Source organism: Clostridium manihotivorum, from assembly GCF_004015185.1.
GTDB lineage: Bacteria > Bacillota > Clostridia > Clostridiales > Clostridiaceae > Clostridium_AR > Clostridium_AR manihotivorum.
Map to the genome: position 1 here is coordinate 1,906,437 of NZ_CP025746.1, position 17,605 is coordinate 1,924,041.

The 17,605-nt window shown below is 32.3% G+C and carries 16 protein-coding genes; 13 read left to right on the plus strand and 3 right to left on the minus strand.

What is annotated here, in order from left to right; all coding sequences use genetic code 11:
- Window positions 1-16 precede the first annotated feature (16 nt).
- The 9 genes from flhA to C1I91_RS08565 all read left to right on the plus strand — a co-directional run bounded on the left by flhA (window position 17) and on the right by C1I91_RS08565 (window position 7,786).
- The gene (gene flhA, locus C1I91_RS08530) at window positions 17-2,083 is read left to right on the plus strand and encodes a flagellar biosynthesis protein FlhA (protein WP_128212502.1); all 2,067 of its coding nucleotides are present in this window, start codon (window positions 17-19) and stop codon (window positions 2,081-2,083) included.
- The gene (gene flhF, locus C1I91_RS08535) at window positions 2,083-3,300 is read left to right on the plus strand and encodes a flagellar biosynthesis GTPase FlhF (protein WP_128212503.1); all 1,218 of its coding nucleotides are present in this window, start codon (window positions 2,083-2,085) and stop codon (window positions 3,298-3,300) included. Before flhA ends, flhF begins: the two co-directional genes overlap by 1 nt.
- The gene (locus tag C1I91_RS08540) at window positions 3,294-4,154 is read left to right on the plus strand and encodes a MinD/ParA family protein (protein ID WP_128212504.1); all 861 of its coding nucleotides are present in this window, start codon (window positions 3,294-3,296) and stop codon (window positions 4,152-4,154) included. Before flhF ends, C1I91_RS08540 begins: the two co-directional genes overlap by 7 nt.
- Before the next feature lie 11 nt (window positions 4,155-4,165).
- A complete protein-coding gene (locus C1I91_RS08545; RefSeq protein WP_128212505.1) occupies window positions 4,166-4,804 on the plus strand; it encodes a flagellar brake protein in 639 nt (212 codons plus the stop codon).
- A gap of 13 nt (window positions 4,805-4,817) precedes the next feature.
- Window positions 4,818-5,543, plus strand: a complete 726-nt coding sequence (locus tag C1I91_RS08550) for a FliA/WhiG family RNA polymerase sigma factor (protein ID WP_128212506.1) — start codon at window positions 4,818-4,820, stop codon at window positions 5,541-5,543.
- Between the two features lie 13 nt (window positions 5,544-5,556).
- Window positions 5,557-6,024, plus strand: a complete 468-nt coding sequence (locus C1I91_RS08555) for a DUF6115 domain-containing protein (protein WP_128212507.1) — start codon at window positions 5,557-5,559, stop codon at window positions 6,022-6,024.
- 77 nt (window positions 6,025-6,101) lie between these two features.
- On the plus strand, window positions 6,102-6,224 hold the full coding sequence (locus C1I91_RS29350) for a hypothetical protein (RefSeq protein WP_275051650.1): 123 nt from the start codon (window positions 6,102-6,104) through the stop codon (window positions 6,222-6,224).
- Window positions 6,221-6,994 carry a flagellar hook-basal body complex protein gene (locus C1I91_RS08560; RefSeq protein ID WP_128212508.1) on the plus strand — a complete coding sequence of 258 codons (774 nt, stop codon included), beginning with the start codon at window positions 6,221-6,223 and terminating at the stop codon, window positions 6,992-6,994. The genes C1I91_RS29350 and C1I91_RS08560 overlap by 4 nt, the downstream gene beginning before the upstream one ends.
- Window positions 6,995-7,006: 12 nt before the next feature.
- Window positions 7,007-7,786: a flagellar basal-body rod protein FlgG gene (locus C1I91_RS08565; protein ID WP_128212509.1), complete on the plus strand. Its 780-nt coding sequence runs from the start codon at window positions 7,007-7,009 to the stop codon at window positions 7,784-7,786.
- Between the two features lie 288 nt (window positions 7,787-8,074).
- Here the strand turns inward: C1I91_RS08565 and C1I91_RS08570 are convergent, their stop codons facing one another.
- Window positions 8,075-9,715 carry a putative manganese-dependent inorganic diphosphatase gene (locus C1I91_RS08570; protein ID WP_128212510.1) on the minus strand — a complete coding sequence of 547 codons (1,641 nt, stop codon included), beginning with the start codon at window positions 9,713-9,715 and terminating at the stop codon, window positions 8,075-8,077.
- Window positions 9,716-9,880: 165 nt separating this feature from the next.
- Between C1I91_RS08570 and C1I91_RS08575 the strand changes: the two genes are divergently transcribed.
- Window positions 9,881-12,430: a calcium-translocating P-type ATPase, SERCA-type gene (locus C1I91_RS08575; protein ID WP_128212511.1), complete on the plus strand. Its 2,550-nt coding sequence runs from the start codon at window positions 9,881-9,883 to the stop codon at window positions 12,428-12,430.
- A gap of 161 nt (window positions 12,431-12,591) precedes the next feature.
- On the opposite strand, the gene C1I91_RS08580 is transcribed toward C1I91_RS08575, so the two are convergent.
- A complete protein-coding gene (locus tag C1I91_RS08580; protein WP_128212512.1) occupies window positions 12,592-13,014 on the minus strand; it encodes a hypothetical protein in 423 nt (140 codons plus the stop codon).
- Window positions 13,015-13,702: 688 nt separating this feature from the next.
- Between C1I91_RS08580 and C1I91_RS08585 the strand changes: the two genes are divergently transcribed.
- The 3 genes from C1I91_RS08585 (at window position 13,703) to deoC (ending at window position 16,243) form a co-directional block, all read left to right on the plus strand.
- On the plus strand, window positions 13,703-14,656 hold the full coding sequence (locus tag C1I91_RS08585) for a DUF4003 family protein (protein WP_128212513.1): 954 nt from the start codon (window positions 13,703-13,705) through the stop codon (window positions 14,654-14,656).
- Window positions 14,657-14,845: 189 nt separating this feature from the next.
- Window positions 14,846-15,226 (plus strand): hypothetical protein, encoded by a 381-nt coding sequence (locus C1I91_RS08590; RefSeq protein ID WP_128212514.1) that lies wholly within the window; start codon window positions 14,846-14,848, stop codon window positions 15,224-15,226.
- Between the two features lie 342 nt (window positions 15,227-15,568).
- On the plus strand, window positions 15,569-16,243 hold the full coding sequence (gene deoC / locus C1I91_RS08595; protein ID WP_128212515.1) for a deoxyribose-phosphate aldolase: 675 nt from the start codon (window positions 15,569-15,571) through the stop codon (window positions 16,241-16,243).
- A 149-nt stretch (window positions 16,244-16,392) separates the two neighbouring features.
- Here the strand turns inward: deoC and C1I91_RS08600 are convergent, their stop codons facing one another.
- Window positions 16,393-17,313 carry a WG repeat-containing protein gene (locus tag C1I91_RS08600; protein WP_128212516.1) on the minus strand — a complete coding sequence of 307 codons (921 nt, stop codon included), beginning with the start codon at window positions 17,311-17,313 and terminating at the stop codon, window positions 16,393-16,395.
- Window positions 17,314-17,605 lie beyond the last annotated feature (292 nt).

Sequence of the window (17,605 nt, forward strand, 5' to 3'; positions counted from 1 at the left end):
GGGATGAGGTTAATTTATGGAAGGAACCAGTAAAAAGTTAAGCTTAAAAAAGAATTTAGATGTACTAGTTGCTTTAGGTGTTATTGGAATCATATTAATGATAATAATACCTTTTCCAGCAGGTATGCTAGATGTGCTAATAGCTCTTAATATAACCTTATCAGTGGTTATAGCACTGATAACAATGTTTACTACCAATGTATTGCAGTTATCAGTTTTCCCAACATTATTGCTAGTTACAACGCTTTTTAGATTAGGACTTAATATATCCTCTACTAGACTTGTACTTACAGGAGGATATGCAGGGCAGGTAATAGATGCCTTTGGTGAGTTTGTTATCAGGGGTAACTACGTTGTAGGTATTATAATATTCTTAATCATAATGGTAGTTCAGTTTGTTGTAATCACTAACGGTTCTGGAAGAGTATCAGAAGTAGCAGCTAGATTTACACTAGATGCTTTGCCAGGTAAGCAAATGAGTATTGATGCTGATTTAAATGCAGGAATTATAGATGAGACCACTGCAAGAAAAAGAAGAGCAGATCTTCAGGCTGAAGTTGACTTCTATGGAGCTATGGATGGTGCGTCTAAGTTCGTAAAAGGAGACGCCATTGCCGCTATAGTAATCACAATGATAAATGTTCTAGGTGGAATAATTATCGGAGTAGTTATGATGGATCTTCCAATAGCAGAAGCAGCTCAAAAGTTCGTTAGACTTTCTATAGGTGATGGTCTTGTGAGCCAGGTGCCAGCGCTTTTAATCTCTACTGCGTCTGGTATATTGGTTACTAGATCAGGTAATTCAGAAAACTTTGGTTCAGTTCTTTCTAAACAGTTAACAGGCTTTCCTATAGTTTTAGGACTTGCTTCAGCACTAATGTTATTTTTAGCTTTGATCCCTGCTATGCCTAAGATACCATTTTTAATAATGGCTGTAGGCTTTGGAGCAGCAGCATATGCTTTATATAAAGATGAACAAGCTAAGATAGTAAGAGAAATTGTACAAGAAGAAGAAGCAATAGCAGAAGTAGAAAGAAAAGAACCTGAAAATGTTATGACTTTAATATCTGTTGAACCTATGGAAGTAGAGATTGGATATGGTCTTATTCCTCTTGCAGATGAAAGCAATGGAGGAGATTTACTTCAAAGAATTGCTTCTGTAAGAAGACAATGTGCTATTGAAATGGGTATTGTTGTACAACCTATTAGAATAAGAGACAACCTTCAACTTAAAACTAATGAATATGTTATAAAGATTAGAGGAACAGTAGTAACAAGTTCAGAAATGATGCCAAACATGCTTTTATGTATGGATCCAGCTGGTGAAAATGTAGATATCCCAGGAATTAGAACTATAGAGCCTACATTCGGACTTCCAGCTATGTGGATAAATAAAGATCAAAGAGAAGATGCTGAAATTAAGGGATTAACAGTAGTTGACCCAACAACAGTTATGGTAACTCACCTAACTGAAACAATTAAAGCTCACTCATATGAATTATTAGGCAGACAAGAAGTTAAACTAATAGTAGATAATACAAAAGAAAAGTATAGTGCAGTTGTAGATGAATTAATACCAGATTTAATAACAATCGGAGAGTTACAAAAGGTATTACAAAGTCTTCTAAGAGAGAAGGTTCCAATAAAAGATATGGTAACCATTATGGAATCCTTAGCGGATAACTCTAGAAATACTAAAGACATTGAGCTTCTCACTGAATATGTTAGATTTGCATTGTCAAGAACTATATGTAATCAAATAATTGATGAGAACAGAAGAGTATCTGTTGTAACCTTAGATCCACAGATAGAAGAGGTTATAGCAAGCAATGTTCAGAAGTCTATTAATGGCTCTTTCCCTGCAGTGGATCCAGATACTACAACGATAATATTTAATTCTATAAAGAATACTTTAGATTCTGTTTATTTTTTCAACAATCAACCAGTTATTTTAGTATCACCTAATGTGAGAGCTCCTTTCAGAAAGCTTATTGAGATGGTATTTCCTCATGTTATGGTAATATCTCTAAATGAGATTCCTAATGACGTAGAGATTAGAACTGAAGGAGTAGTGACGTTTTAATGTTAATTAAAAGATATATGGTAAAGAGTATGAATGAAGCTATGACGAGGATACGATATGAGCTCGGAAAAGATGCTGTTATAATAAGTCAAAGAAAAATAAAGAAGCCTGGCTTTTTTGGATTATTTTCACCTAGAATGATTGAAGTAACAGCGGCTGTAGAAAATTCATCAAAAAAGGATAATACTGATAATAAAAAACAAGAAAACACTTTAGAAAACTCGATTGAAAGTATTAAAAAGTTGATGAATGATCAGATTTCCAGCTCTAAAGCTAGCCCAAGTTATAGTTCGGAGAGAAAAAATGAAACTGATTATTCGTATAAAAAAGAAGATATAAGGGATGTGAAGGATACAACAAAAAATCAGTATCCTTCACAAAATAATCAAGATTATTTAGTAAAAGAAATGAGAGAGATGAAAAGTTTAATCTCCAAGGTTATATCTGGAGAAGATGCTAAAGAAAAACCCTATGAAAATCTTCGAAAAAGCCTTATAAATAATGATATAGAAGAAAATTTAGTGGAGAACATAATAAAGGACATTCCCCTATCAGCAGAACAAGATATAGACATTTTAAAAGAAGCGATAGAGAAGCGTATAGCAGTAGAAAATGTTGATTTAAAAGGACCTGTAGTCTTAGTAGGACCGACAGGAGTTGGAAAGACTACTACTATAGCAAAACTTGCAGGAAGAATGGCTCTTATTGAAAAAAAGAAGGTAGGACTAATAACTGTAGATACATATAGAATTGGTGCTGTAGACCAGTTAAAAACTTATGCTGAAATCATGAATCTAGACTTTAAAGTAGTTATTACTACTAAGGAGATGGAGGATGCAGTAAAGTCCATGGAACACTGTGATGTAATCCTTATAGATACCACTGGAAGAAGCAGTAAGAATTCCATGCAGATATCTGAACTTAGAGCTTTTGTTCAAAAGGTAAATTCAGATAACATACATTTGGTTATAAGTGCTACAACTAAAAATAGAGATATAAAATCCATAGTAGAAGGGTTCAAAATCTTAAATTATAACCATGTTATAATAACTAAATTAGATGAGACCTCTGTATATGGCTCAATTTTAAATATATTGCAATTAGCAGATAAGCCTATAAGCTTTATGACCACAGGGCAGACCGTGCCAGATGATATAACTATTTTTACAAAAGAAAAGATAGCTAAGCTCATTATGGGGGAGGATAATATATGTTAGATCAAGCTGAGAGCCTTAGGAAGCTTGCGCAGAGTAGCAATCCTTCTTTAACAAAAAAAGGAAAGATAATAACTATAACCTCCGGAAAGGGAGGGGTTGGAAAAAGCAACTTTGTAGTAAATCTAGGGATTCATATGCAAAAGATGGGCAAAAAGGTATTAATTTTCGATGCTGATATAGGAATGGCCAATGATGATGTTTTAATGGGAATATCTTCGAGGTATAATATATTTGATGTAATAAATAATAATAAAAATTTAAATGATGTTTTGGCTACAGGACCATATGGAATAAAGTTATTACCAGGTGGATCAGGACTTAATAAAGTAGAAGATCTTACAGAGAAAGAAAGAGAGGTATTCTTAAACAAAATCTCTCAGATAGAAGATTTTGACTATATTTTCATGGATACCGGAGCTGGTATTAATAGAACCGTATTAGCATTTATATCATGTTGTGATGAACTTATTGTTATAACTACACCAGAACCTACATCACTGACAGATGCCTATAGTCTTCTTAAGGCCACTAGCCATTTTAAGATAAAAAATAAGGCAAATATAGTTGTTAATAAGGCACTTAACTATAAAGAAGGTGAAGATACTTTTTCAAAATTTGATAACGTAGTCAATAGATTTTTAACTATGAAGTTAAACTATCTAGGCTGCGTGCTAGATGATAGAAAGCTAGTTCAGGCTGTTAGAGAGCAAATGCCATTTATAGTAAGATATCCATCTTCTGATGCTGCAGGATGTATTCAAGATATAGGTAATTCTTTACTTGGAGCGGCATCTAAGGATGATGGTACTGGAGTTCAAGGATTATTTAAAAAGATATTTAAGATGTTTTCGTAGGGGTGAAGTAAATGGGCGATTTAGCTTTGGAAGTAAACAACAGACTTGATGTACTTTATGAGGAAAAGATTTATAAGTGTCAGGTACAGGACTTGGAAGAAAACTTCTTCAATGTAAACATTCCTGTATCTGAGGGTGAGTATCTTACAGTTCCAAGAGGTATAGACTTAGAGTTTATGAGTTTTTGTGATGACGGAGATGTATATAAGTTTAAATCTACTATAATTTCTAGATCACAAGAGAATAATATATCTATGTATGTAATGGCAAATCCCTTTGAAATTCAAAAAATTCAAAGAAGAGATTACGTTAGAGTAAAGGTTGCTCAAATAATAAATTACATAACTGGAGATTATTCTTTAGAAGATATAGATGAACTCAGATTGAACAATGCTATACTGCTTGACTTAAGTGGTGGAGGCATGAGAGTAAAGGTTAAAGAACAGATAACTAAAGGAGATAAGATAATATCTCAGCTTAAATATGGCACTCAAGAACTGTTTGTTAAGGGAACAGTGGTTAGAGTGGAAGCTACAGAAGATAAAAAGTGGATATATGGTGTTGTGTTTGATGAAATAGATGAAAGAACAAGGGATAGAATTATTAGAATGGTATTCGATATAATGAGAAAACAAAGAGAACTACTCTAAAGGAGGAACTTATATGGCAGTGCAAGGTGCTTTAGCGTATAGAGATAAGATAGTAGAGAAATACATACCACTGGTTAAATACATAGCATCTAGAGTTATTCTTGGAAAGAGTAAATACGTGGAGTATGATGATTTAGTTGGGTATGGTATGGTAGGTCTTATGGACGCTATGAATAAATTTGATGAGAGCAAGGGAATGAAGTTTTCAACTTATGCTTCAATAAGAATTAAAGGTGCTATGATTGACGAGATAAGAAGAAACAGTCCAATTTCTAAAGGCGCTATGGATAAACTTAATAGATATAATGAAGCTATAGACTCTCTTCAAAAAAGCTTAGGCAGAGAACCAGGCAATGAGGAAATAGCTAAAGCACTAAATATGTCCTTAGAGGATGTAGGCGAAGTAGAGAACTATATAAATTACATATCGGTTGTATCCTTAGAAAATATAATATTTTCTGAAGACGATGATATCTCTATTATGGGTATTATTGAAGATAAGAACAGTCCTAGTCCAGAAAAGACTTTAGAAGAAAAAGAAGAGGTAGAAGTACTTAGTAAAGCTTTAGGGCTTCTAAATGAAAAAGACGGTATAGTGTTAAGTCTATATTATTATGAAGGGCTTACGCTTAAGGAAATAGGCAAGGTACTAGAGGTATCTGAGTCTAGAGTATGTCAATTACATAGTAGAGCTATAAGAAATCTTAGAGCAGCAATGAAGAAGCTTCATTACATATAAAGAGGTTGTTAATATGCCATTTGTACTTATTATTATTGCAATATTGCTTATTGTGATAAACTATAGAGCTTTAAAAAAAGAAGATAAGTCCTTCGATAAAATTCTTGGAGAAAGAGAAGAAGGCGTTAATGATCATGATATAGAAATAGCTAAACTTAGAAGAGAGTTTAGTGAGACTATATTAGAGTTGCAATTAGAAATAGAAAGATTAAAAGCTATAAAGAACAGTTCAGAAGATAACGATAATAGAATAGATATATTAAATTTGGATATTGATACTGATGATGAAGAACATACTGAAGCTAAAGTTGAGCATAATGAAGAGACTGAAACAAAAAATCCAAGTAAGAATGTGATTTCTGATAAAGCAAGAGCAGTTAAGGAACTTTTAGACAGAGGTTTTACAGATGATCAAATCTGTGAAGAGCTTGCTATAGGAAAGGGGGAAGTACTATTAATAAAAGGATTATACAGAAAATAAGAGAGATATTCCTATTTTTAGCAGATAAAAAGTTACTAATTGGAATAGGTATAGGAATTTTAATAGGTACTTTCTGCATGTTTGGATATCAATATAACAGAAGTATGTCTAGAGCAACCATTGAGGAGAAGGCTAGAGGATATGGTATGATATATGAGGATGAAAGTAAAGTAATATTTAATAAGGATGTGAAAAAGTGATTAGAGGGTTATATACAGCTGTAAATGCTATGGTAACTTTAGAGGCAAAGCAAGATGTTATTACAAGTAATATGGCAAATGCAAACACCAATGGATACAAATCTGAAGACCTTAAGGTAAAAAAGTTTCAAGATGTGTTGATTCAAAATAAGGATAAGGTTGTAGCTGGTCAAAACGTAAAAAATACCATAGGAAGCCTAAGTCTCGGAGCAACTATTGATGGAACAGATGTTAAGTTTACACAAGGTGATCTTTCAAGTACAGATAAAGATACTGATATGGCCATTGATGGAAGAGGATTCTTTTCAGTAAAAAGAGGCAATAATACATATTTTACTAGAGATGGACAGTTTAGAGTTAATACAGCAGGATATTTAGTTACTAGCGAAGGTGATAGTGTTCTTGGAAGAAATATAAAAACTGGTGCAACCGAACCAATTAATGTGGGCAATGGAAGCTTTAACGTTGATAACAGTAATAATGTTATTGTTAATGGGGCTCCTCAGTATAAGATTCAGACTGCCGATTTTAATGACTATAAGAATCTAAAAAAGCTTGGAGACAATCTGTATGAAGCAAGCGAAAATCCTAATTACAACGCACAGGTAAGTGTAAAACAAAAGACTCTTGAAAAATCAAATGTTAACATAGTTAATGAGATGGTAAATATGATGACCGTTATGAGAAGCTTTGAAACAACTCAAAAAGTAGTACAAACTATGGATGAGACTTTATCAAAGGCTGCTAATGAGATAGGTTCAGTGAGATAATAGGAGGTAAACATGTTTAGAGTTTTATGGAATGGTAAAAGCGCGATGCTTGCAAACCAAGAGAAGCTAGACTCTATATCTAATAACTTAGCTAATGTTGGTACTACAGGCTATAAACGTGTAGATGTTTCTTTTAAGGATCTGATTAAGGAAAGCTTAGATAGACAGGGATATCCTGTTAGTGATAAGAACTCTTATACTGGTACAGGAGTAAGAACTTCTTCTTGGGTTAGAGATAATACTCAAGGTCAGTTACAGCAGACAAATAAAGCTTCCGATATGGCTTTAGATGGAGAAGGCTACTTTAGAGTTACAAAGTCTGATGGATCAGTTGCTTATAGCAGAGATGGATCCTTCAAGATTGATTCCTTAGGCAATTTAGTTGATTCAAAAGGAAATAGACTAGATGTAGAATATGCTGCAGGCTACAATAAAGATAATGTATCTCTAGATGAGAGAATGAGAGATGATAACTTTAGAATAGATTCTAAAGGAACTATCACATTAAAAGATAGTAATGTTATAGTAGGACAAGTTCCTATATACACTGCAACTGGAAGTGATGCTTTTACTTCTGTAGGAGACAATCTTTACGTTCCTAAAGATGGGGCTCAGGTTTTTAAAAGTAATAATGTAGATGTGCTTCAAGGATATTTAGAGAATTCCAATGTAGATGTAGGTAAGGAATTTTCAGATATGATTATAACTCAAAGAGCTTTCCAGCTTGGATCAAAAGCAATAACTACTGCTGATGAGATGTGGGGTATGATCAATAACTTAAAGTCAAGGTAAGGTTAATTCTTTACCTTGATTTTTTTATTCTTTAGTAAGATTTAGTAAAAAAGCTCGACTTAGCAAGTTTTTTACTGCAAAGGGAATGGTAAAACTTTTTGTTAGCTAAACCTATTAATATCAAGAGCTTAGAGTAGCTATTTAGAATAAACAATAAAAAAATCTTATTCGCCTGCTAGAATTTCTCCACATACATTCAGAAAAGCTAGATGGATAAGAAAATTGAAGTTATTTAGGTAATAAAAATGCTAACAAATTAATGTTAGCATTTTTAAAGTGCACTATATATTATAGATTTGCAATAGCATTAGTTACTGGTGGAATAACTTGCTTCTTTCTTGAGAGAACTCCAGGAAGATAAGCAGTGTTATCAACAAGCGTAACGTTGAAAGCTCTTTCAGCTATTTCAGGCATTTTACCTGCAACTAGCAGCTGAGAACCTTCATTTATTATGTCTGTTAAAAGAAGCATTATTACCTTTAGTCCAGCTTCTTCTCCTTTTCTTTCCATGTAAGCAAGCATTTCATCCTTCAATGGCATAAAGCCTTCTATGTCCATTGTATTAACTTGCGCTACACCAACCTTTATTCCTTCTATATTGAAAGGCTTAAAGTCTTGGTTAAAGATTTGTTCAACAGTTTTTCCTTTTAAAGAAGTACCAGCTTTAAACATCTCTTTAGCATAAGATTCAGCTTCAATTCCAGCTATTTCAGCTAGCTTTAAGCAGATTTCTTTGTCAATTGGTGTACAAGTTGGAGATCTAAATAGTAATGTATCTGATATTATTGCACTAGCAAGTAATCCAGCAGCTTCCTTTGATGGAGTAAGTCCATTTTCAAAGAATCTCTTAGCTACTATTGTAGAAGTACTTCCTAGAGGCTCATTTCTAAAGTATATTGGATTGCCAGTTTGTATATCAGCAACTCTATGGTGATCTATAATTTCTAGTATTTCTGCATCCTCAAGTCCATTAACAGATTGACCTCTTTCGTTATGGTCAACTTGAATTACTTTCTTTTTATGATTAGAGATTAAGTGATATCTTGAAATACTTCCAACCACTTTATTTTCAGCATCAACTACAGGATAGCTTCTATATCTTGTTTCTGCCATAACATGCTTTATATCGTCTGCTAGTTCATCTGTAGAGAAGGATACTAGGTTATCTTTAGCCATAACATATCCAACAGGAACTGATTGAACTATAAATCTTGAAGCAGTAAAGGAATCGTAAGGAGTTGATATTACTGTAACTCCATTTTCTCTTGCTTTTTCAAGAAGGTTTTCGTTCATCTTGTGTGATCCTGTAATTATTAGTAGAGAAACCTTTATATCTATAAGAGCTTCTTGAGTTTCAGCTCTATCTCCAACTATAGCGATATCTCCAGCTGAAACAATTTCCTTCATAGTATCAGGTTGCATTGCAGCAACAACAATTTTACCAGGATAAACCTTAGTTTCTTTGTTTATGTATTGTGCTTCTGCAGATAATGCATCTAATACATTTTCTATAGGAGTACTGCTTTTTCCAAGGATACAATTGTCCCAAGTATCCATATAGCTAGAAGTCAAGTTTGCTGTTGAAAGAATACCTGCTAAACGCTTGTGAGAATCAACTACAGGTATAGATTTTACTCCATTTTCCTTCATAACATTCCAAGCTTGCTTTAATGATACTTCAGCAGTAACTGATTCGATTCTATCGAAATCTAAATCCTCTACCTTAAGTTTAACTGTTTCTAAAAATTCTGGTTTTTCTACTCCAAAATAATTTAATACGAATTGAGTTTCTTGGTTTGGTTCTCCAAGTCTTACTGGAATAGCAGGGATATCTCCGCTTTTGTTCTTAAATTCTGCATATCCTATAGCAGCGCATATAGAATCTGAATCAGGATTTTTGTGACCAGTAACATATATAACGTCTTTCACTGAAATAATCCTCCTTTGTGATAATTTATTATACTTATATATTCTAATAGTTAGGACCTAAATTGTAAAGATTCTTACTGTAAAGATATTATTTACAATGTTCTAACTTATAGCATGTCTACATATATTATTATAGATGTTACAGAAAAAAGGGGGAACTGAAGTGTGATACAGGAAAAGGAACTTATAAGAGGACTATCTTCTTCTGAAGCAGAAAGAAGAATTAAAAATTTTGGCTTAAACGAACTAAGTCATAAAAAAAAGGTCTCTCCTGTGATATTATTTTTATCCCAATTCAATGATTTTATGGTTTGGGTTCTTATAGGAGCGACTATAGTATCAGGATTGATGGGAGAAAAAGCAGATGCTATAACTATTTTAATAATAGTTATAATTAATGCTATTATGGGTTTTATACAAGAATTTAGAACAGAAAAATCATTGGAGGCACTAAAATCTTTAGCTGCGCCTACCTGCAAGGCATATAGAGATGGTAACATAAAAGTTATCAACGCTAGATTCCTTACAATAGGAGACATAGTGGTGCTAGAATCCGGTGACAGAGTTCCAGCAGATGGAGAAGTAGTGGAATGTACTGGATTGATGGTGGACGAGTCCCTTCTTACAGGAGAGTCCGTAGGTGTAAACAAAAGTACAAATAAAAAAGATAATAGTGTATTTATGGGCACTAACGTGTTAAAGGGAAAGGCATTTATTAAAGTTACCCAAATAGGAATGAACACAGAAATGGGTAAGATAGCTAATTTACTTCAAAACATAGAAGAGGAAAAGTCACCGTTAAAGGAAAGACTGGAGTCTTTAGGAAGAGTCTTAGTTATTCTATGTATAGTAATATGTGCTGTTGTTACCGTTATGGGAATAGTAAGAGGAAATGATTTGACTGAGATGTTCCTGCTAGGTATAAGTCTTGCAGTTGCAGCTATACCTGAAGGATTACCTGCTATTGTTACTGTAGCCCTTGCTCTAGGTGTATCTAGAATGCTCAAAAGAAATGCACTGGTAAGAAAACTGCCAGCTGTAGAGACCTTGGGATGTACATCTATAATATGCAGTGATAAGACTGGAACCTTGACTCAGAACAACATGACAGTAAAAGAAGTATATATGAATGGAAAGATATATAACCTCAACGAAGAAAAACTTCCTCCAAACTCTATGCTGACTAGATCCTTTGTATTTTGTAATGATTGCAATTATAATTTTGAAGAGAAAAATATGGACAAGGCCCTCCATGGAGATCCAACTGAAACAGCTCTAATAAAGCTTTATTTCAAAGAAGTTGGGGCCTTAAGAGGATTCTTAGCTGGAGGACACAGGGTATTTGATATTCCTTTTGACTCTACAAGAAAAATGATGAGTGTAATAATGAAGGAAAACGGAAGAGAAATATGCTATGTAAAAGGGGCACCTGAAAGACTATTAGATAAATGTAACTATATATATGAAGATGGAAAAGTAAGACCATTAACCTTTCAAAAGAAGAAGCAAATTGTGTCCTTTGTAGACTCTATGTCCAATAAGGCTCTTAGATGTATCGCTGCTGCATATAAGGATTCCAATATTCAAAGGGATGATTCCCTTGAGACAAATCTTACCTTTTTGGGAATAGCAGGAATAATAGATCCACCAAGGTTAGAGGTAAAAGATGCAGTACTAAAATGTAGATTAGCTGGAATAAAGCCTGTTATGATAACTGGAGATCACCAGAATACGGCTTTTGCTATAGCTAAAGACCTTAATATATGTTCATCACTAGATCAGGTAATCACTGGTGAAGAACTTGAGAAAATGAGTGATAAGGAGCTTTACAGTAAGGTTAATAAGATAAGGGTATTTGCTAGAGTAAGTCCTAATCATAAGCTTAGAATAGTTAAAGCTTTTAAGAAGAATGGCAATATAGTAGCTATGACTGGTGATGGAGTAAATGATGCACCAGCTATAAAAGAAGCAGATATAGGAATATCTATGGGGATATCTGGTACGGATGTTACTAAAGAAGCATCATCTATGATATTGATGGATGATAACTTTGCTACCATAGTAGCAGCAGTAGAAGAGGGAAGAGTCATATACTCAAATATAAGAAAGTTTATAAGGTATTTACTATCCTGTAATCTAGGAGAAGTGCTTACCATGTTTTTAGCTTCAATATTCTCACTGCCAACTCCATTGGCCCCAATTCAGATACTATTTGTAAATCTAGCTACAGATGGACTTCCTGCCATAGCTTTAGGTGTGGATCCAGCAGATAAGGATATCATGAAGCAAAGACCTAGAGAAAAAAATGAAAGTGTATTCTCTAGAGGATTAACCGAAAAGATAATGGTAAGAGGAACGCTTATTGGTATATGTACATTATTCTCCTTTATGGTAGGTATGTATTATAAATGGAGCCTTGATACAAGTAGAACCTTAGCTTTGTGTACATTAGTTATGTCTCAGTTAATTCATGTTTTTGAATGTAGATCAGAGAGACACTCTATCTTTGAAATAAAATTCTTAACTAATCCTTACTTAGTTGGAGCAGTTGCTGTTTCTATAACAATGATGGTATCTATAGTTTATATGCCATTTTTCCAACTGTTATTTCATACAACACCACTTAGTGGGGGACAATGGCTTATAGTTTTATTTTTCTCTGGCGTTATAGCATTTATAAATAGTGTATACCTATATATAAAAGTGAAAAAATAACTGAGTTTGAGAGTATTATTGAAATTAAATAATTATGTAGAATATACTTTATAGGGGTATGTTGGCATAAATCAAGGAATGAAATCACTAACCATTAAATCTCAACACAGCACCTAAACAGCGGAACAAAATAAAAGAATTGCGATATTATCGCAATTCTTTTATTTTGTTCTGGTAACTTGTTGCTGCCTAGCTTTTTTTATTTGTGAATGATCCACTGGGAACAAATCTTTCTTCGTCGTAAAGTTGACTACATTCATGATAGTGATTACGTCACCAGTTGCTTTTGATTTCTTATCGCCTTTACCTTTTAGTCCCTGAACTAAAACGTTGTGACCTTGATTTATTGCTATAAACTCAGGTTTTTTAAACCATCTATTTTTCTTGTAAGAACACTTAATTACAGCTTTACTTCTTTCTGGTCTGATTATTAGTGTAGCTGCTAATGTATGGAATATCCAAAGAATAGTTTTTTCTTCAACTTTAGCTGAAATAACTGTTCCTTGAAATTGAGCCATTCTATCACCATACTTTTTTATGTATGAGTCAGTATAATATTTTGATAGTTTTTCCTTAAAACCCATGGTTAAAACCCCTTTTCATATATTATAAGTCCATTTTAGCTTTTAATTTAAACTTCTAACTTCAAATTGACATCTTTAACAATATAAAATTCCTTGATGATTATATAAGGTAGTTAAATAGGAAATTAATATGTTAGTTCACAAAAAAATAACTATTTTCACATAATTTTATTCATATATTTGCAATAGAATAATAATATGAGTTATAAATTAATGAACTAAGAATAAAGATATATATAAGTCGAGTTTAATATAAAAAATTATAAAACACAATAAACAACTAGTATTATAGCATATAATCAATGCTAATAAAATACTAAAGTGCAAAATCACTAGGTATAGTTTATTATAAACAAAAACTTAAGTTACTAATCACAATTTTTTATTAGGAATATACTTAGTAATTGCCAATAAACTACTTAGAATTATTTTTTATCTCCAATTTGTAATGTGATAACGTATACATTGTGTTAAATTAGATATGTATAAATTGGTGATAGTAGTAAAGAGTTGATAAAGCAAACTTATTCAGTGAGCCTTTTGCACATATGCCTTTATAAACAGTAAAAAATAATTCACAGCATTGTTACAAAATATTAATTGCTATTAAGGGAAAAAAATTATAATATTAGTATAGGATATTAAATAACTCTTAAAATGATAAGCTAAACTAAGATGAGGTAAATTTATGGATAAAGTACTAAAAAAACATGTTGATACAATGAAAAATGATTATTTAAAAAGTAAAGATAAATTAAAATATGATGGTGATCTGCTAAATCACTTTGTAGCTCTAGTGCTTACAAATTCCAATAAGGAATTTAATTATGATAAGATTAGAGCTATAAGAAAATATATAAAGGAGAAAACAAGTTGGTTTTCAACCTTTAGAGGAAATAATCTATATATTATTTCTATATTATTATCGTTAAAAAATGACTGGAAAGACAGGTTTGAAAGAATATTAATTTGGGAAGATAAATTAAAAGAAGAAGGATTCATTGAAAGTCCTTATTTATCAGTAGGTATTTGGATTTTAACTGATTATTTCAAGGATGAAGAGTTGTATACGGTTTCTTGTAGAATGAAAGAGGTTTTTGATTTACTAAAGGATAGGTACTCAAATGTTACTTCTTCAGATGATTATATAATGTGTGCTATTCTAGTGTCGCTAGGTCTTGACAATAGAAAAAATATTGATATAGCTGATAAGTGTTATGATAAGATAACTTCAGAAGATATAATGAGCAATAATGGCGCTCAGACCTTATCAAACATAATATGTACTGATCCAGAGAATTATAGTAATAATTTAGATAAGGCTATAGAGATATGCGAAATCGTAAGAAGTAGTGTTGGTAGTGTACAACCACAATATGCTGGGATAATAGGGATTGCTTCCATTCTAGTACAGGATGTTAATAAGTTTATGAGAGAAGTGCAAACCGTAGAAACTTACTTAAGTGAGACCCATGAATATGAATTTTTTATGGATAAAAGCTTTAGATTGATGATTTCTATGTTTATGGTTATAATTAGTAAGAAACATTTCGGAGACGGATATTTGAATTCAATCATAGCTCTTACTATAAATTACTGTTTAGTAAGTCAGCAACAAGCTATGATATATAATGCTAATTAAAGAGTTCCTATGCCGAAACTTGATTTATACTTGTCTTAAAATTCTGGCTTTTGAGGATTAGATGATACCGACTTCTTGGTATCATCAAGCATGTATTAATAAATAGTTGAGTTAGGAATTCTAGAAATAAAGATGAGCTTCTTACCAAAGGTTATTAATAGTTAAGGAGCCTAAGGAACAGGAGAAAAGATGAAAATTAACTTAAGAACTTATAGGGTGGTTTTTATAACTATTCTCTTTCTTGAAACACTATTTATGAGTGGAACATATTTTTATAAAATGCTCAAGGTACCAGTTTTATCTGACATAATTCCTACGGACAGTCAAACTATAATACTCAGCATTTTATATGGTATAAGGTTTTTAGTTTTGATATTTGTTGCATTTAGGGTAAAGAGCTTTTATAAGTTTTTTATGGTGCTAAGTGCAGTTATAGCATTTTCTGTAGTTTTTTATGAGAGATTCAGCTTAACGGCATTTTTAGTAGAAGGTGTGTTGTTTATTATAAGCGTCTTAGGTGTAGTATGCTCTTATGAAAACAAAGCTACTACTAAAAAGAATAAAAAGTAAGAATGTAGTTAGATATGTATAATATATAATTGCATACTTAAAGAGTAGATGTGAAAAAGCAAAACTTATTCATCTACTAGAATTTTCTCGTATGATTTCGAAAAAGGAATATGTCCTAAAAAGTCACAGAAGGTAGCTTCGGTGATTTTTTTATTATGGACTTTTAGGCTGTTGAGCTCGTAGGGTTTAGGCTTATAGTCTTAACGCCCTATTGGTATGTATTTAAAAAATATCATCGAAGAAGGGGCAGATTAGTTAGTTTTTTTACTGTAGACGAAAACTCTGTAGAAGTTTATAATTAACTAGAATATTAAAGAAACCTTTTTATAATAGGAGGAAGAAATGAATAAAGAACAATTAGCAAAAATGATCGATCATACTTTACTTAAACCAGAAGCTACTAAGGCAGGAATAGAAAAGCTTTGCAAAGAAGCATTAGAGTATAAATTTGCCTCAGTATGTGTGAATCCTTCCAATGTAGAACTAGCAGCAAAGCTTTTAAGCGGAAGTGAAGTAAAGGTTTGTACAGTAATTGGATTCCCTTTAGGAGCAAACACTAAAGAAGTAAAAGCTTTCGAAACAAGCGATGCAATACTTAAGGGTGCTACTGAAGTTGATATGGTTATAAACATAGGCAAGTTAAAAGATAAAGATTATGAATATGTTAAAGCAGACATAAAGGCTGTAGTAGATGCAGCAAAAGGTAAAGCGCTTACAAAAGTAATAATTGAGACTTGTTTATTGACTGATGAAGAAAAGGTAATGGCTTGCAAACTAGCAAAAGAAGCAGGGACTGATTTTGTGAAGACTTCAACTGGTTTTTCAACTGGTGGGGCGACTGCAGAAGATATTAAATTAATGAGAGACACTGTAGGACCAGAACTAGGAGTTAAAGCTTCTGGGGCAGTTAGAAGTCAAGAAGATGCTTTAAAGATGATAGAAAACGGAGCAACTAGAATAGGGGCATCAGCTTCTATAGAAATATGCGAAGGAAAAGTATCTACTTCAAACTACTAAGATGGGTCTATTTAAAATACACTGTTGAAATTAAGTGTATATAAAAAATTATTTAAATGTATTAGATAAGACATGTTATAAAAAAGGATAACTGAAGAAAATTATTTCAGTCATCCTTTTTCTTGTTAAGAAAAGTATAAAACTTTTTATTATTCTAAGTTTTCTGGCTTATAAAGCCAGGAACCATCTTTTTTTATATATCCCCAGACACCTCTATACACAACCAAAGCTACTCCATTATGAAAGCTATGTGCTACATTAAATATTGGATTTATAACAAATTCACCTTGGGGATTTATATAGCCAAAACCTACATTGTAATAGCCAGCAGCAGACAAACCTTCAGAAAAGTCCTCTGCATAATAAAAATCATCCTTAATTATTTCGTTACCCAACCTGTCTATGAAGCCAATTCCTCCATCAGGATTTATAGTGACCTTAGCATAGCCGTTTTTAAAGCTTTCAGCATAATAGTATTTTGGATCAATAACAAACTCGCCAGTTTTATTTATAAATCCCCATTTACCGTATACTCTAGCACAGGAAAGTCCTTCTGAGAAGCTGTAGGCAGATTGAAACTTGAAATCAATAACTTCTTCTCCGTCTTTGTTTATAAAACCAGCAGTATTATTAAGTGTAGCAACAGCATAGCCTTCTGAAAAGTTTGATATATTATCATACTTAGGCTCTATTATATATTCTCCTTGCTTATTAATTATAGCAGCTTTGACTCCAAGTTTAACAGAGGCAGTACCATTTTTAAATTGACTTGCATAAGAATATATTGGCTCTATAACAAATTTTCCTTCACTATTTATATAACCTGAGTTTTTATCTAAAGTTACAGAAGCAAGTCCTTCATGAAAGTCATCGTAGAAACTTGCGTCTAGTTTTATTACCATTTCATTATTTGTATTTATATATCCTTTAGTATTATCTAAAGTTATAACATGAGCTAAGCCTTCAGAAAACTCGTTTGCAGAGGTATAGACTGGTTCAATAACAAATTTTCCATCATTATCAATAAAGCCGTAGCGATTGTTGACATTAATTAAATACAATTCTTTCAAAACAAGATTCCTCCATTTATTTAATTATGAGCTTGGTTTAGGGTGGATATATTATCAGGAGTTGAATTATCTATATAGGGTTCAATTACTAAAACTTAAGTTATATATGTTCGAAAATAGATTTGGGATTGAAGTAGTACATCCTTATATATAATTATATTTATACAAAAGGTGCCAATCAATACATAAGTTGAGAATAGATATCTTGAGATGACAGAGTAATAAAAGTATGATATGTGAATTACTAATATTTAAACAATGTATAATTCTGATGAAAGTTGATGAAATAAAT

Excerpts from the sequence above, each read along its gene's own strand:
- C1I91_RS08585 (WP_128212513.1), top strand. The coding sequence starts at position 13,703 with ATGGATAAAGTACTAAAAAAACATGTTGATACAATGAAAAATGATTAT.
- C1I91_RS08565 (WP_128212509.1), top strand. The coding sequence starts at position 7,007 with ATGTTTAGAGTTTTATGGAATGGTAAAAGCGCGATGCTTGCAAACCAA.
- C1I91_RS08550 (WP_128212506.1), top strand. The coding sequence starts at position 4,818 with ATGGCAGTGCAAGGTGCTTTAGCGTATAGAGATAAGATAGTAGAGAAA.
- C1I91_RS08580 (WP_128212512.1), bottom strand. The coding sequence starts at position 13,014 with ATGGGTTTTAAGGAAAAACTATCAAAATATTATACTGACTCATACATA.
- C1I91_RS29350 (WP_275051650.1), top strand. The coding sequence starts at position 6,102 with ATGTTTGGATATCAATATAACAGAAGTATGTCTAGAGCAACCATTGAG.
- flhA (WP_128212502.1), top strand. The coding sequence starts at position 17 with ATGGAAGGAACCAGTAAAAAGTTAAGCTTAAAAAAGAATTTAGATGTA.
- deoC (WP_128212515.1), top strand. The coding sequence starts at position 15,569 with ATGAATAAAGAACAATTAGCAAAAATGATCGATCATACTTTACTTAAA.
- C1I91_RS08555 (WP_128212507.1), top strand. The coding sequence starts at position 5,557 with ATGCCATTTGTACTTATTATTATTGCAATATTGCTTATTGTGATAAAC.
- C1I91_RS08590 (WP_128212514.1), top strand. The coding sequence starts at position 14,846 with ATGAAAATTAACTTAAGAACTTATAGGGTGGTTTTTATAACTATTCTC.
- flhF (WP_128212503.1), top strand. The coding sequence starts at position 2,083 with ATGTTAATTAAAAGATATATGGTAAAGAGTATGAATGAAGCTATGACG.
- C1I91_RS08545 (WP_128212505.1), top strand. The coding sequence starts at position 4,166 with ATGGGCGATTTAGCTTTGGAAGTAAACAACAGACTTGATGTACTTTAT.
- C1I91_RS08540 (WP_128212504.1), top strand. The coding sequence starts at position 3,294 with ATGTTAGATCAAGCTGAGAGCCTTAGGAAGCTTGCGCAGAGTAGCAAT.